The organism is Arthrobacter sp. E1SS-5 (genome assembly GCF_057073715.1).
Genome location: NZ_CP172703.1, coordinates 3,818,012 through 3,831,971 on the forward strand (window position 1 = coordinate 3,818,012; position 13,960 = coordinate 3,831,971).

Below are 13,960 nucleotides of genomic sequence, written 5' to 3' on the forward strand. Positions count from 1 at the left end.
CATGCGCGTGGTAATTGCCCCGGACAAGTTCAAGGGATCGCTGTCAGCCCCGGAGGTGTGCAGCCACCTGGAAAAGGGCCTGCAGCGCGGTGCCGGCGGCAACCTTGACGTGGTCCGGATTCCGGTGGCCGACGGCGGCGAGGGCACCCTCGATGCCGCCGTCGGCTCCGGTTTCACCCGCCGAACGGCAACGGTGAGCGGTCCTACCGGGCAGCCGGTGGAGGCGGACTACGCGGTCCGGGGCCAGGAGGCCGTGATTGAGATGGCCGCCGCGTCCGGACTTGCCCTGGTGCCAAGCGTCCAGAAGGGCGGACGGCCCACCCCGGCTGAGGCCACCACTGCCACCAGCCTGGGCACCGGCCAGCTCATCCGCGCAGCGCTCGACGCCGGCTGCCGGAGGATCGTGCTCGGCGTGGGCGGCAGTGCCAATACCGACGGCGGTGCGGGGCTCCTGCAGGGGCTCGGCGCCAGGTTCCTGGACAACAGGAACAACGAACTCCCACCGGGCGGGGCTGCGTTGGCGAACCTGCACAGCATCGACTTCACCGATTTCGAACCCCGGCTGGTGGACACACGATTTGTGCTGGCATCCGACGTGGACAACCCGCTGCTGGGCGCGCAAGGCGCCGCCGCGGTGTTCGGTCCGCAGAAGGGCGCCACACCCCAAGACGTCGGCATGCTCGACGCCGCCCTGGCCAGGTTTGTCGAAGTCCTGGCCAGGGAAATCGGATTCCGCGCCGTCAAGGCCGCCGAGGCTCCCGGAGCCGGGGCGGCCGGCGGGGTAGGTTACGCCGCCATCGCCGCACTGGCCGCAACGCGGCGGCCGGGCATCGATGTCGTCCTGGAATTCACCGGTCTGGCTGAACGCCTTGGCGGCGCGGACCTGGTGATCACCGGAGAAGGCAGCCTGGACGAGCAAAGCCTGCTGGGCAAGACCCCCATGGGTGTTGCCCGGTCGGCGGCGGCGCAGGGTGTTCCGGTCATCGCCGTCTGCGGCCGGACCACCCTGGACCAGGCCCAGGCGGCGGCCGCCGGATTCGAGGACGTCTACGCTTTGACGGCGCTCGAAACCGATGTAAACAGGTGCATAGCAGAGGCTGGGCCGCTGCTGGAGCAGCTTGGCACCCAAATCAGTGCGGGGTTGGCGGCCAACAGGCCCGCCGCCGCAAGTACCAAGGAGGACCTCCGTGTCTGAAGAACGTTTTGACCTCGTCATCCGGGGCCAGCGCATCCTTACCACCGCCGGCATCGCGCCGCGCGAGGTAGGCGTCCGCAACGGCAGGATCGTGGCCATCGAACCGCTGGGCAACGGCCTGGCCGGCGCCGAAGTCATCGAACTGGCCGATGATGAAACCCTGCTCCCCGGCCTGGTGGACACCCACGTCCATGTCAACGAGCCCGGCCGCACAGAGTGGGAGGGCTTCGCCTCCGCCACCCGCGCCGCGGCAGCCGGCGGCGTCACCACCATCATCGACATGCCGCTGAACTCCGTCCCGCCCACCACCACGGTGGACAACCTCAAGCTCAAGCGCGAGGTGGCCGAGGACCAGGCGTTCATCGACGTCGGATTCTGGGGCGGAGCCATCCCCGGCAACAAGGCCGACCTGCGCCCCCTGCACGACGAGGGCGTCTTCGGCTTCAAGTGCTTCCTGCTCCACTCCGGTGTGGACGAGTTCCCGCACCTGGACGCGGACGAGATGGAAGAGGACATGGCCGAGCTGAAGACCTTCGACTCGCTCATGATCGTCCACGCCGAGGACTCCCACGCCATCGACCGCGCACCCCACCCGGGCGGGGACCACTACGAAACCTTCCTGGCCTCCCGCCCCCGCGGCGCCGAGAACAAGGCCATCGCCGAGGTCATCGAACGGGCACGCTGGACCGGGGCCCGGGCGCACATCCTGCACCTGTCATCGTCGGACGCCCTGCCCATGATCGCCTCCGCCAAGCGCGACGGCGTCAAGCTCACCGTGGAAACATGCCCGCATTACCTCACGCTGATGGCGGAGGAAATCCCGGACGGTGCCACCGCCTACAAGTGCTGCCCGCCCATCCGCGAAGCGTCCAACCGCGAGCTGCTGTGGCAGGGCCTGCAGGACGGCACCATCGACTGCATCGTCTCGGACCACTCCCCCTCCACCCTTGACCTCAAGGACCTGGAAAACGGCGACTTCGCCGTGGCCTGGGGCGGCGTCTCGTCACTGCAGCTGGGCCTGGCCCTGATCTGGACCGAAGCCCGCCAGCGTGGCATCCCGCTGGAACAGGTGGTGTCCTGGATGGCAGAGAAGCCCGCCAACCTGGCCCGACTGACCAACAAGGGACAGCTGGCGCTGGGCTACGACGCCGACTTCTCCATCTTCGCGCCGGACGAGGCCTTCGTGGTGGACGTCTCCAAGCTCAAGCACAAGAACCCCATCACCCCGTACGACGGCAAGGCGCTGTCCGGCGTGGTGCGCAAGACCTACCTCCGCGGCGCCGTAGTGGACGGCCAGACCCCTACGGGCAAGCTGATCCGCCGCGGCGGCGTATAAGGGCGCGCCATGGCAGTGGAAGCACACTACCCAGGGGCGGGGGCCAGGCCAGGATTTGTTTCACGCAAGGCCGCTGCCCGTGGCCTTGCCGTATGGGTGGTACCGGCTGAAGGAACCAGCCCGGAAATCCTGCGCCACGCCGCCCAAATGGTCCTTGCGAGGGCCCTCGAGACTGCTCCGGAGGCGGAAGTCCATTGGCCTGCCGCCGGAGCCCCCACGTCCGCCGTGGAGGAAGCAAAAGATGACTCCTCCCGCGCTTCCTCTGCGGCGGAGGCAACCAGCCCGGCACTTTCAAAGCCCGACGGCGGCACCCGCTTGCCGCCGTCGGCCGGCCCCGTCAGCCGGGTCGCCGTGGACCTCGCCGCCGACTCCGTCCTGCTGGACGGCAGCCCGGTAGCGCTGACCGGCGTCGAGTACAAGGTGCTGCGGTACCTGGTGACGCACCTGTCCCGCACGGTGGGCCGCGAGGAACTGCAGGAGTTCCTGGAATCACTGGATTTCCCCGGCGCTACCGCACGTTCCATCGACGTCTACGTGGGCAGGATCCGCAAGAAACTGGGCAACGCCCGCCATGCCGTGGCCACGGTACGCGGCGGCGGATACCAGTTTGTTCCCGGCCCGCATGCGGCGGTTCGGGGACCCGCGGAATACTGCATATGACGCGCTGGTTTGTATCAATAAGCGGCAACCCGCTTCACTTGATGTTTGGCCATCACTGACCGAGTCTTACAAAGGAACGCCATGAGCCCCACCCTGACCACCAAGCTTCAGCCCGGCACCCCGGCTCCTGATTTCACCCTCCGGGACGCCCAGGGCCGGGAAACCTCCTTGGCCGATTACCGTGGCAAGAACGTCATCGTGTACTTCTACCCCAAGGCCGCAACCCCCGGTTGCACCACCGAGGCCTGCGACTTCCGCGACAGCCTTGCCTCCCTCCAGGGCAAGGGCTATGAAGTTGTCGGCATTTCGCCCGACGCCCAGGAAGCCCTGGCCGGCTTCAGCGGCGACTTCTCCCTGACCTTCCCGTTGCTCTCCGACCCCGACCATGCTGTCGCCCTGGCCTACGGCGCCTGGGGCGAAAAGCTGGTCAACGGCGAAATCCACGAAGGGATTGTCCGCTCCACGGTTGTGGTGGACCCCGAAGGAAACGTCACCCTGGCCCAGTACCAGGTCCAGGCCGACGGCCACGTCGCCCGCCTCAAGGAAGCCCTGGGAGTCTAAACTAGCCATCACTTCCTGCAGTCTTCCCCGGACGCCCCAGCACGTGCTGGGGCGTCCGGCGTTTAACCTGCCGCCTTCGCTTCTGCCGTCTGCGCATACGATGCCGACACCCGGCGGTAGACCGGGGTGAGGAAGGCCAGCAGGGCGGCCGCGATCATGATGATGCCGGCCGCCAGGAACACCAGGGCGATGCCGCGGGACGTGCCCTCGCCCAGCAGCGGGGCCAGGACGGCGGCGCCCTCGGCCGACCGCGCATAAGGAATGATCCAGAACTGGGCGATGGGGGCGATGACGAACGCTGTGACGGGCGCTGCGGCGGACTCGAAGGCCATGGCGAAACCGAAGACCCGGCCCTGCCGCTCCAGCGGCACCACCCGCTGGATGACGGTTTGCTCGGCTGCCTCCACGAACGGGACCAGCACCAGGTACAGCCAGATCCCCAGGATGTAGAGCCACGCCCACTCCCGAAGTGTGAAGACCGCACCGAGCACACCCATGGCGGCCACCGCCGTCAGCAGGGTGCGCAGGGGGTTCGCGCCCAGCCCGAACTTGCCGATCAGGGCACCGCCGATGAGAAACCCGGTGCACCCAAACGCAAAGACAGCGCCCCACATCTCCACGGAGAACATTTCAAGACCGTAGGGGTCCATCAGCGCCATGTAGACGCCGCCGATGAAGTTGTTGAACGTGGAAAACACGATGAGTGCGAACAGCCCGGAGATTGCCAGCACCGCCGCCAAAGAGCCCCGCAGGTCGAAGCCGCCGTGGGCGTCCGATGCCGCCACGTGTAACTCCTCAGGCATCCGCAGGGTCAACAGGTGCGCCGCGGCGAGTGCCGTGAGCACCAGTGCGACGGCGATGGTCCAGCCCATGCCCAGCAGTCCGACGGAGAGCCCGGACAGCAGGGAGGTGACGATGAACATCAGCCCCTGCACCATACCCACCAGGCCGTTGGCGTTGGCGCGGCGTTCCGGCTCGATGAGGATAGTGACGGTGGTGGACAGGGCAATGTTCCGCAGGTTTTCCACCACGGCGCCGATCAGGATGATCAGGGTGAACACCCAGAACCACGGCTGCCCCAGGTCCAGCAACGATGCCGCAGGCGTCAGCAGGAACATCACCCCGGACAGCACGAACATCACCAGGGTGAATCCGGCGGCGAAGCGCATCACGGCCAGCTTGCGGTAACGGTCCACGAAAGTGCCGAAGCTGATGCTGGACAGCGCAATCAACAGCATGTAAGCGCCGCCCACCACGCCGGTGGCGATCACATTGCGCGTCTCCAGGTAGAGCCAGAAAGTCAGGGCGAACCACAGGTAGCTGGTGGTGATATTGGCCAGGGCGGTGTTGACCAGGATTCCGGCGAAGGTGCGGGAGCGCTCACGCGGCGTTCGCAGGGAGACGGGAAGGGTTTGGGGATCCGCAGCGGCACTGCCCGGTTCCTGCTGGGTCATGGGTCCCAGTCTAGTGAGGCGCAACGGGGGCCGACAGGGTGGAGACTGGGTTGATCAGGCAATCAGCTCCAGCCATTAAGGAAAGGACGGGCATGGACAACGTGACGGATAAGGAAGCTCCGGAAGACGGCGCGGATCCCCGCCTCCTGCTGCTGTTGGACTCGGTCTTTGGGGCAGGCCCCGATGCCACCATGGAACTCACCGTGGTGGTTGCCGGCAGCGTCATTTCCGGATCTGTCGTGTCGGAGCAGGCCTGGACGCAGCGCCAGAATGACCAGGTACGGGTCGGCAGCTGGGCCATCGCCGGGATCCTCGACTCCTTGGAGCCCACTGCGGGCGATGCCGGCACAGAGGGTGAGCCAAGGTACCTCCATTTCCTGGGACCCGTCCTGCTCTCAGGAGGTGTCACGGTGCCGCTGCAGGCAACCAGGGTGGACGTCCGCAGGGTGGCGGCGTGGAGCATCGGCCGGATCCCCGAAGACTAGGATGGCCGCATGGTGATCGAGGTGCGCCCGGCCACAAACTTCGAGGACGTCAAAACACTGGTGGGACCCAAGCGGCCGGATGCCACCGTCTGCTGGTGCCTGAGTTACCGGATCCCCTCGAAGCAGAACGTCGCCCTGCGGGGCGAAGAACGCGGAGAACTGGTCAGGCAGCTGGTGGGCCAGGACCCACCGCCCGGGGTTCTGGCGTACGACGGCGGCGAACCAGTCGGCTGGGCAGCGGTGCACCCACGCGCGGACACCAGTTTCGCCCGCAACAGGAAGATCCCGCACGTTGATGAGCGGGACGCCTGGTCGGTCTGGTGCCTCCGCGTACGCCCCGGGCACCGAGGAAAAGGAATCTCGCACTATCTCCTGGCCGGCGCCGTCGAGATGGCACGGTCCTACGGGGCGCCCGTAGTTGAGGGCTATCCGGTGGATAACGGCGGCAGCAAAGTTGACCTCACCATGGCTTACGTGGGCACCCGCAAACTTTTCGAGGACGCGGGCTTCACCAAGGCGGCGGACACGACGTCGGTGCTGAACGGGTTCCCCCGGGTGCTGATGCGCTTGATGCTGGGCTAAACGGGGCTTCAACGACTCCGGTGGGAGCTACTTCCGGCGCCAGTACTTGCCCCAGTCAACCTCCATGGCCCACAACGCCAGGAGCATCGCGTCCATGGTCATCAGCCCCGCCATTAGGTACGACCAGCCAAGCAACAAGCTCACAACAATCTCCTGACTATCCCCCAGCCAATCGATTGCTGCTAAGTGTGGCACCTAAAGCGCCGCTACGGAATGCCCTCCACCCGCAGTTTTAAAAAGGACTTCGAGCCGATGGTGCGCCTCGGTCTCCAGCTTCAGCCGGCGGGTCAGTTTCTCCACGTGCCGGGACATCTCCTCCCCCACCGGGAGCCGGTCCCCCGGCCAGCTGGATACTTCCCGTGATTCGGCGAGCGCGTGCGCCAGTTCCCTGGCCGCCGCCCGTACTTTGCGTGAGTGGAAGTAGAGGCGAAGCAATGCTTTGGCTTTGTCCGCTCCCTTCCTCTTCATTTGTTCCATTGGCTTCCCCGCCTTCCGCAAGCCGTACAGCCTCCGCGCGGTGTCGTCGTCGTACGCTGTTTCCTGGAAGCTGCTGCGTCCCTTCGAGTGTGGCCGCCGCACCTCAACGTCCCGGCAAGCAGATGCCAAGATTTCCGCAAGATCTGCTGAAAAGCAGGACGGCGCAGGGCCGAAAAGGGCAGCCAACAGCCCTGTCAGGCAAGTCACCGGAAACTGTGAACCCTAAGACATGCCCTGTGCGCCTTAATACGGTAAAAGTAGAGAATGGTCTCTCCCTCCGAAATCCGCCGTGCGGTGGTCATTGAAGATGACCCGGACATCCGCGGCCTGTTGGTCCGCGTCCTGGTCAAGCAGGGCTTCGAGGTTACCCAGGCGGGTGCCGGCCTGCCCGGCGTGGAGGAAGTCCGGCGGACCAAACCGGACCTGGTGACGTTGGACCTCAACCTGCCGGACCTTGACGGACTGGAGGTATGCAAGCTCCTGCGCGAATTCTCGGACGCGTTCATCGTGATGCTCACCGCCCGCGCGGACGAACTGGATAAGCTCACCGGCCTGGACAACGGCGCCGACGAATACATCAGCAAGCCGTTCAGCCCCCGGGAACTCCAGTCGCGGATCAACGCCCTGTTCCGCCGCCGCCCCTCCCCGGCAGCGGCCTCCGCCGCCCGCAGCGAGCTGGAGCGCGCCACGGAGGTGCAGCAAAGCCTGTTGCCCAAGGAGGACATCCGGGTGGACGGCTACGATGTTGCGGGCCTCTTCCGTCCCTCCCGCAGTGTGGGCGGCGACTTCTACGACTGGTACCAGACGCCTGACGGGCTTCACCTTACCTTTGCCGATGCCATGGGCAAGGGCATGGGCGCGGCGTTGATCGCCGCAACGGTCCGTGCGGTGATGCGCTCCACCGGCCTCCGGCAGGACCTGGACGCGGGGTTCGCCTCCGCCAGCAAGGCAATCGCCAGCGATCTGGACTCCTCCAACTCCTTCGTCACCCTGTTCCACGCCCGGCTGGACGCGGCGTCCGGCAAGGTCTGCTATGTCGACGCCGGTCACGGACTCGCGCTGCACGTCCAGCCGGCAGGTCCGGCGGACCGGCTCCCCACCGGAGGACCTCCGGTAGGCGCCTGGCCAGGGACGCAGTGGCCGCAGGCAGAGCTCGAGCTGGCGCCGGGCGATTCCCTGGTGGTGGTCAGCGACGGCGTGCTGGACGTGTTCGAGTCAGTGGAGGACTTCACGGACGCCGTGCAGCAGGCAACGCAGTCTGCGGGTTCGGCCAATGAGGCCAGCAACTCCATCATGGCGCTCGCCCCGGCAGAGACCGCCGAAGACGATGTCACGGTGGTCGTGGTCCGACGGCTCCCCCTGGAGGTGGCAGCATGACCCGTTTCTGGACCCGGGTGGTGGTGGTCCTTACCGTCCTGACCGGCCTGAACTACATCGCATGGCGCTGGGCGGCGTCCCTCAACTGGGATGCCTGGTGGATAGCCCTTCCCCTGGTGGTGGCCGAAACCTACAGCCTGATCGACGTCATGCTCTTCGGCATGACGGTGTGGAAGCTGAAGATCCGCAAGGGTGCCCCGGAGCCGCCGTCGGACGCCACCGTGGACGTCTTCATCACCACCTACAACGAGGACCTGGACATGGTCCTCACCACGGCACTGGCGGCGCAGAAGATCCGGCACCCGCACAGCACCTGGATCCTGGACGACGGCGCCCGGCCCGAGCTCAAGGCCCTGGCCGAGCAGCACGGCTTGGGGTACGTGACCCGCAGCGAGGACTGGACCAAGGACCTCCCGCGGCACGCCAAGGCCGGCAACCTCAACAACGCCCTCATGGTCACCCATGGCGAGTTCCTGCTGATCCTGGATGCGGACCAGATCCCGGAACCGGACATCCTGGAAAAGACCCTGGGCTACTTCAACAACCGCCGCGTGGCCCTGGTCCAAACACCGCAGTACTTCAGCAATGTCCCGGCCGACGATCCGCTCGGCAGCCAGGCCCCGCTGTTCTACGGCCCCATCCAGCAGGGCAAGGACGGCTGGAATGCTGCCTTCTTCTGCGGCTCCAACGCCATCCTGCGCCGCGAAGCACTGATGCAGCTGGGCCTGGTGGGCTACGTCAAGGAAACCGAGAAGAGCATCCGCCGGGCGCTGGCCGCATCCCGTGCCGCCATCAAGCAGGCCCGGAAATCGGCCGATGTGGAGTCACCCCTGGTGGCGGAGGTCCTGGACGAGGTGGAGGCAGCCACCCGCGAGGCCCAAGAGGAAGTGGACGCCGGCCGCCCCCTCAGCGAAGTGACCTACCGGGTCCGCCGCCGGGTGGACGCCGCCGTCCAGACCCTGGTCCAGGCCGACGTCGCAGCCCTGCAGGCGGACCTCGAGGAAATCGCCGCCATGGAACTGGCCCACGTGGGCGAGTCCGGTGTTCCGGTGGTGGCGGACGACGCCGTCCAGCGCATGTCCGCCCGCGACTGGTCCCCGCTGGGCGCCCTGGAATCCGTGCAAGCCGTTCTGGACGCCCTGACCGTGGAGCGCAGCAACGAGGCCCAGCCGGTCATGCCTCTGGCCACCATTTCCGTCACCGAGGACATGGCTACCGCCATGCGCATGCACGCCATGGGTTGGGAGAGTGTGTACCACCACGAGATCCTGGCCTACGGGCTGGCGCCGGAGGACCTGAAGACCATGCTCACCCAGCGCCTCCGCTGGGCCCAGGGCACCATCCAGGTGCTCCTGCGCGAGAACCCCCTGGTGCAGAAGGGCCTCAAGCTCGGCCAGCGCCTGATGTACTTCGCCACCATGTGGACGTACCTCAGCGGATTCGCGGCAGTCATCTACTTTGCTGCCCCCATCATCTACCTGCTGCTGGGCATCCTGCCGGTCAGCAGCCTGAGCTGGGACTTCTTCATCCGGTTCATCCCGTTCATGGTGGTCAACCAACTGCTGTTCGCAGTGGCCGGCCGCGGCATCCCCACGTGGCGCGGCCAGCAGTACAGCCTGGCGCTGTTCCCCACCTGGATCAAGGCCTGCACGACGGCGGCCCGGAACGTCTGGTTTGGCCGTCCCCTTGGCTTCGCCGTCACCCCCAAGGCGCGCCAAAGTGGCGGCCCCAGCTGGAGCCTCATCCGGCCCCAGATCGTGGTGTCCATCCTGCTGGCCGTTGCCGCCGTCGTCGGAATTGCCCGCCTGCTTACCGGATTGGCGGAGCCGCTGGGCACCCTGGTCAACGTCGTCTGGGTGGTCTTTGACCTGGTGGTCATGAGCATCCTGGTCCGCGCCGTGCTCTACAAGGGGTACGAACCGGCCGCAGAACCTGCAAACAGAGAGGAATCCTGATGGAGTTCAGTTACGAGGTCAAAGATTCGTACGCGGAGGTCAAGGCGAACGGCCGGCTCAACATGGTCTCCGCACCCAAGCTGCGCGAGTTCGTCACCGACGTCATCGCCGGCGGATCCAACCGGATCGTGGTCAACCTGGAAAACACGGCGTTCATGGACTCTTCGGGCCTTGGCGCACTGATCGGCTGCCTCAAGGCCGCCCGCCAGGCCGGGGGCGACCTGCGCATCGCCGCCGTGCAGCCGCAGGTGAACATGGTCCTGAAGCTGACCAGCATGGACAAGGTCCTCACCGCCTACCCCACGGCCGAGGAGGCGTTCGGCAATGACTGAGGTATTGGCTTCACGCAGCTACCGCGGACCCGCTGCCGAAGACGCCATCGAAGCAGTCCACAACGACCTCGACAGCCTGTGGCTGGACGTCCCGTTCGTCAATGACCTGGACCAGATGACGTTCACCACCGCGGTCATCGAGTCCGCGTCCAACATCGTCCAGCATGCGCAGCCGGCCGGAGACCGGGAGGTGGAGCTGGGTGTGGAGACCACCGTGCAGCCCGCGCTGCTGCAGGCCCGGGTCAGCGCCTATAACGCCAAGCCGCCGTTCGGCCCCATGGAGGCCTCCACTCCGGATGATGACGCGGAGTCCGGCCGGGGCCTGGCGCTGATCGAGGCACTGGTCACCACGGTGACGTTCGAACGCCAGGACGGGACCAACACGTGGGTGCTTTCCAGGACGTCCTCCCAGGACTAGGGATCTGGCGGCCCGCTTGACAGTGCCCCGCGCCTGCCCTTGAATATTACGTATGCTGAAATAACAGTTCCATGATGCGGAAGCCTGCGTTGCCGCAGGTGCCGGGCACTCCGGCGTCCGCATAGCCGTCACCATGGATGCCAGCATGACATCGAGGAATACGACCAGCATGAAGCTTGCCGAATTCAACAGCGCGGATCCCGCCGCGGCCCAGGCCACCCTCCGGCCGTGCATCGACATCAGCCGCTGGGTGGAGACTGTGGCCGGGGCACGCCCCTTCGCCGGCCGCGAAGAGCTCCTGGAGTTCGCCGCCCAGGCCGCCAACCCTTTCACCCCTGCCGAGGTTGAAGCTGCCATGGCCCACCACCCAAGGATCGGGGAACGCCCGACGGCGGCCAGCACTGAGGCGTCCATGTCCCGTTCCGAGCAGGCCGGGGTGGACCCGGCGGATGCCGATGCCGCAGAGGCCCTGGCACGGGGAAACCGTGAGTACGAGGAGAAGTTCGGCCGGGTCTTCCTGATCCGGGCCGCCGGACGCACCGCCCCGGAGATCCTGGCGGCCCTGAACCAGCGGCTCACCAACTCCCCCGAAGAAGAAGACACCATCGTTGCGCAGCAGCTGCGCGAAATCGCCGTACTGCGGCTCGAAGGACTGATCAGCGCATGAGCGTATCCCACGTCACCACCCACATCCTCGACACCGGCACGGGGCGCCCGGCGGCGGGTGTCGCCGTCGTCCTTTCAAAGAACGACGCCGGCTCCTGGCGGGAGCTGGCAGCGTCCAGCACCGACGCGGACGGCCGGGCGAAGGACCTGGGGCCGGAGCAGCTGGAACCGGGTCACTACAAGCTGAACTTCGCCACGGGCAAGTACTACGCAGGCCTGCAAACGCAGACCTTCTTCCCGGAAGTGGACCTGGTCTTCGAAGTCACCGGCCCCGAGCACTACCACGTGCCGCTGCTCCTGAGCCCGTTCGCATACTCCACCTACCGCGGAAGCTAGCGTCAATCCTGGGCCCCTGGACCCCGCCCGGGTTGCCCCAATGTCACGGCCGTCACAATTCCCGGCATAGGATCAGGAAGTATGGCTCCTAAAAATGAACCGGAATCAGACAGCGACGCCGAGGGCGGCCAGTCCGGCGGCGTGCAGTCCGTGGAGCGTGCGCTGACGGTCCTGGAGATCCTGGCCCGCGAGGGGCACGCCGGCGTGAGCGAGATCGCCGAGGAGATGGGGATCCACAAGTCCACTGTCTCCCGGCTGATGGGGTCGCTGGTCACCCGCGAGATGGTCCACCAAAACAGCGAGCGCGGAAAGTACCAGCTCGGCTTCGGCATCCTGCGCCTGGCCAGTTCCATTCCCGGCCGGCTGAGCCTGGTGCATGAGGCACGCCCGGTGCTGGAAAGCCTTGCCGAGGAGTTCAAGGAAACGGTCAACCTTGCCGTCCTGCGCTCCAACTATGCGGTGAACGTGGACCAGGCCATGGGACCCTCCACGCTGGCCACCTACGACTGGGTGGGAAGCCTGACGCCGCTGCACGCTACCTCCAGCGGCAAGGTCCTCCTGGCGGCACTGGAGGCAGACGAGCGGGACCGAATCCTCAAGGAGACGGGGCTGACTGCCCGCACCGCCCGCACCATCACCTCCCGAAAGGAGCTGGACGCGCAACTGCTCGAGGTGGCCGCCAAGGGGTATGCCGTGGTGCGGGAGGAGTTCGAAATCGGACTGAATGCCGTGGCAGTCCCCGTCTACAACCACCAGGGCGTCGTGATCGGTGCGCTCAGCATCTCGGGGCCGGCGTTCCGGTTCGACCCGGAAAAGATCCCGGGGCTGCTGGAGACACTCAAGGAAGCCGGACTCAAGGTCAGCGCCAACATGGGCTACCACAGGCGGTAACACGGGATGACCCCCGGAGTCGACGGACCGCGTTAGGACCAGCAGCCCGGCGCGACCGAGCGCTAGACCCAGATTTGGTAGCCGGATGACTTGTCGAAGATGCGCCGGGTGCTGATGCCCTCAGCGGCTATCCAGAGCACCGTGCCGTCCTCCGAAGCCTGGTCCACCACCCCGCTGGCCACATGCTCCCCTTGCAGCCACACTTCGACACTGCGGCCGGGCAGGCGCGCCCAGTCGGCCCGGAGGCCAAGAGCCTTCTTCGCTGTGCCGGCGGCCTGATCACCTTGTTCGAGGCCAAGGCCTGTGGCGTCACGTGGGACTTCGAGGCTTGCCTGGAAATTCATTTATCACTCCATTCGCCGGCGCCGTCACCGCTTTTTGGGAAGCACTGATATCTGATTGATATATCAAATAAGGATCCGAGTATGGCCCGGGTCACACTCCATGTCAACCGTCGGGCCTGAAGCGCGGGGGCGGGCTAGGCGTTGAAGAGAGCCTCGCGCACGGCATGCTCAAATTCACTCACATGCGCCCTGGCCAGTTCCCCGGCCCGCTCTTCGTCCCCGTCAATGACAGCACGGAGCAGATCGAGGTGTTCACGAACGTGGTGGGACAAGTCCGGCAGCCGGTCGATGACCATGCACCAGATGCGCGTTGCCAGGTTGTCGTAGCGGATCAGGATGTCCTCCAGGTGCGGGTTGGCAGCAGCAGCGTAGATGCCCTGGTGCACCTGCGCATCCAGCTGCAGCGTCTCCGTCACGGTTGCCGCGGCCACATCGAATGACTCCACCTTCTCGAGCGTGGCACGCAACCCATCCCGGACCGCAGGTGAAGCCACCCGTGCGGCACGCGCCGCCGCGAGGGGTTCAAGCTGGGCCCGGATCTCCGAAATGAAGGAAAGGTCGGTGACATCCACCCGGGTGGCGAAGGTGCCGCGCCGCGGGTAGGTCTTCACCAGGCGGTCCAGCTCCAGCCGCTTCAGGGCTTCACGCACCGGAGTCCGCCCCACGCCCAGAGTCTTGGCCAGGAGCTCGTCATTCAGCAGCTCACCCGGCTTGATTTCCAAGGTCAGCAACCAGTCACGGATGCTCTCGTAGGCGACGTCCGCCAGTGACTTCCTGCCGGCGTCGTCCGCAACCGCCAATGCTTCGAATGCCATGCTGAGCCCTTTCTTCCCAACCAGAAAAAACTATTGACCTCGCCTGTAGACCAGTATACGCTGGCAGCCAATCTAA

The 13,960-nt window shown here is 66.1% G+C and carries 17 protein-coding genes; 13 read left to right on the forward strand and 4 right to left on the reverse strand.

Annotation, left to right across the window (positions count from 1 at the left end; translation table 11 throughout):
• Position 1: 1 nt before the first annotated feature.
• From ACIGJD_RS17885 to bcp, 4 genes are all read left to right on the forward strand, one after another.
• Positions 2–1,195 (forward strand): glycerate kinase, encoded by a 1,194-nt coding sequence (locus ACIGJD_RS17885; RefSeq protein WP_483687346.1) that lies wholly within the window; start codon positions 2–4, stop codon positions 1,193–1,195.
• Complete coding sequence (allB, locus tag ACIGJD_RS17890; protein ID WP_483687347.1) at positions 1,188–2,531, forward strand: allantoinase AllB; 1,344 nt, start codon at positions 1,188–1,190, stop codon at positions 2,529–2,531. The genes ACIGJD_RS17885 and allB overlap by 8 nt, the downstream gene beginning before the upstream one ends.
• Positions 2,532–2,540: 9 nt before the next feature.
• Positions 2,541–3,191, forward strand: coding sequence for a winged helix-turn-helix domain-containing protein (locus tag ACIGJD_RS17895; protein ID WP_483687348.1), 651 nt, complete (start codon positions 2,541–2,543; stop codon positions 3,189–3,191).
• 81 nt (positions 3,192–3,272) lie between these two features.
• On the forward strand, positions 3,273–3,752 hold the full coding sequence (gene bcp / locus ACIGJD_RS17900; protein ID WP_142132472.1) for a thioredoxin-dependent thiol peroxidase: 480 nt from the start codon (positions 3,273–3,275) through the stop codon (positions 3,750–3,752).
• 62 nt (positions 3,753–3,814) lie between these two features.
• Here the strand turns inward: bcp and ACIGJD_RS17905 are convergent, their stop codons facing one another.
• On the reverse strand, positions 3,815–5,206 hold the full coding sequence (locus ACIGJD_RS17905) for an MFS transporter (RefSeq protein WP_483687349.1): 1,392 nt from the start codon (positions 5,204–5,206) through the stop codon (positions 3,815–3,817).
• 92 nt (positions 5,207–5,298) lie between these two features.
• Between ACIGJD_RS17905 and ACIGJD_RS17910 the strand changes: the two genes are divergently transcribed.
• Positions 5,299–5,691, forward strand: coding sequence for a hypothetical protein (locus ACIGJD_RS17910; protein WP_483687350.1), 393 nt, complete (start codon positions 5,299–5,301; stop codon positions 5,689–5,691).
• Positions 5,692–5,700: 9 nt separating this feature from the next.
• A complete protein-coding gene (locus ACIGJD_RS17915; protein ID WP_483687351.1) occupies positions 5,701–6,273 on the forward strand; it encodes a GNAT family N-acetyltransferase in 573 nt (190 codons plus the stop codon).
• A 195-nt stretch (positions 6,274–6,468) separates the two neighbouring features.
• Here ACIGJD_RS17915 and ACIGJD_RS17920 read toward each other — a convergent pair whose 3' ends face one another.
• Complete coding sequence (locus ACIGJD_RS17920) at positions 6,469–6,741, reverse strand: hypothetical protein (RefSeq protein WP_483687352.1); 273 nt, start codon at positions 6,739–6,741, stop codon at positions 6,469–6,471.
• Positions 6,742–7,014: 273 nt separating this feature from the next.
• Here ACIGJD_RS17920 and ACIGJD_RS17925 point away from each other — a divergent pair, with 273 nt between their 5' ends.
• The 7 genes from ACIGJD_RS17925 (at position 7,015) to ACIGJD_RS17955 (ending at position 12,725) form a co-directional block, all read left to right on the forward strand.
• Positions 7,015–8,127, forward strand: coding sequence for a PP2C family protein-serine/threonine phosphatase (locus tag ACIGJD_RS17925; protein WP_483687353.1), 1,113 nt, complete (start codon positions 7,015–7,017; stop codon positions 8,125–8,127).
• Positions 8,124–10,082: a glycosyltransferase family 2 protein gene (locus ACIGJD_RS17930; RefSeq protein ID WP_483687354.1), complete on the forward strand. Its 1,959-nt coding sequence runs from the start codon at positions 8,124–8,126 to the stop codon at positions 10,080–10,082. The genes ACIGJD_RS17925 and ACIGJD_RS17930 overlap by 4 nt, the downstream gene beginning before the upstream one ends.
• Entirely contained in the window at positions 10,082–10,414 is a 333-nt protein-coding gene (locus ACIGJD_RS17935; protein ID WP_483687355.1) for an STAS domain-containing protein, read from the forward strand. Before ACIGJD_RS17930 ends, ACIGJD_RS17935 begins: the two co-directional genes overlap by 1 nt.
• Positions 10,407–10,832: an ATP-binding protein gene (locus ACIGJD_RS17940; RefSeq protein WP_483687356.1), complete on the forward strand. Its 426-nt coding sequence runs from the start codon at positions 10,407–10,409 to the stop codon at positions 10,830–10,832. The genes ACIGJD_RS17935 and ACIGJD_RS17940 overlap by 8 nt, the downstream gene beginning before the upstream one ends.
• Positions 10,833–11,001: 169 nt before the next feature.
• Complete coding sequence (uraD, locus tag ACIGJD_RS17945) at positions 11,002–11,499, forward strand: 2-oxo-4-hydroxy-4-carboxy-5-ureidoimidazoline decarboxylase (RefSeq protein ID WP_483687357.1); 498 nt, start codon at positions 11,002–11,004, stop codon at positions 11,497–11,499.
• Positions 11,496–11,834 carry a hydroxyisourate hydrolase gene (uraH, locus tag ACIGJD_RS17950; RefSeq protein ID WP_483687358.1) on the forward strand — a complete coding sequence of 113 codons (339 nt, stop codon included), beginning with the start codon at positions 11,496–11,498 and terminating at the stop codon, positions 11,832–11,834. The genes uraD and uraH overlap by 4 nt, the downstream gene beginning before the upstream one ends.
• 81 nt (positions 11,835–11,915) lie before the next feature.
• The gene (locus ACIGJD_RS17955) at positions 11,916–12,725 is read left to right on the forward strand and encodes an IclR family transcriptional regulator (protein ID WP_483687359.1); all 810 of its coding nucleotides are present in this window, start codon (positions 11,916–11,918) and stop codon (positions 12,723–12,725) included.
• A gap of 62 nt (positions 12,726–12,787) precedes the next feature.
• Here ACIGJD_RS17955 and ACIGJD_RS17960 read toward each other — a convergent pair whose 3' ends face one another.
• Positions 12,788–13,069: a hypothetical protein gene (locus ACIGJD_RS17960; protein WP_483687360.1), complete on the reverse strand. Its 282-nt coding sequence runs from the start codon at positions 13,067–13,069 to the stop codon at positions 12,788–12,790.
• 134 nt (positions 13,070–13,203) lie between these two features.
• Complete coding sequence (locus tag ACIGJD_RS17965) at positions 13,204–13,884, reverse strand: GntR family transcriptional regulator (RefSeq protein ID WP_483687361.1); 681 nt, start codon at positions 13,882–13,884, stop codon at positions 13,204–13,206.
• Positions 13,885–13,960 lie beyond the last annotated feature (76 nt).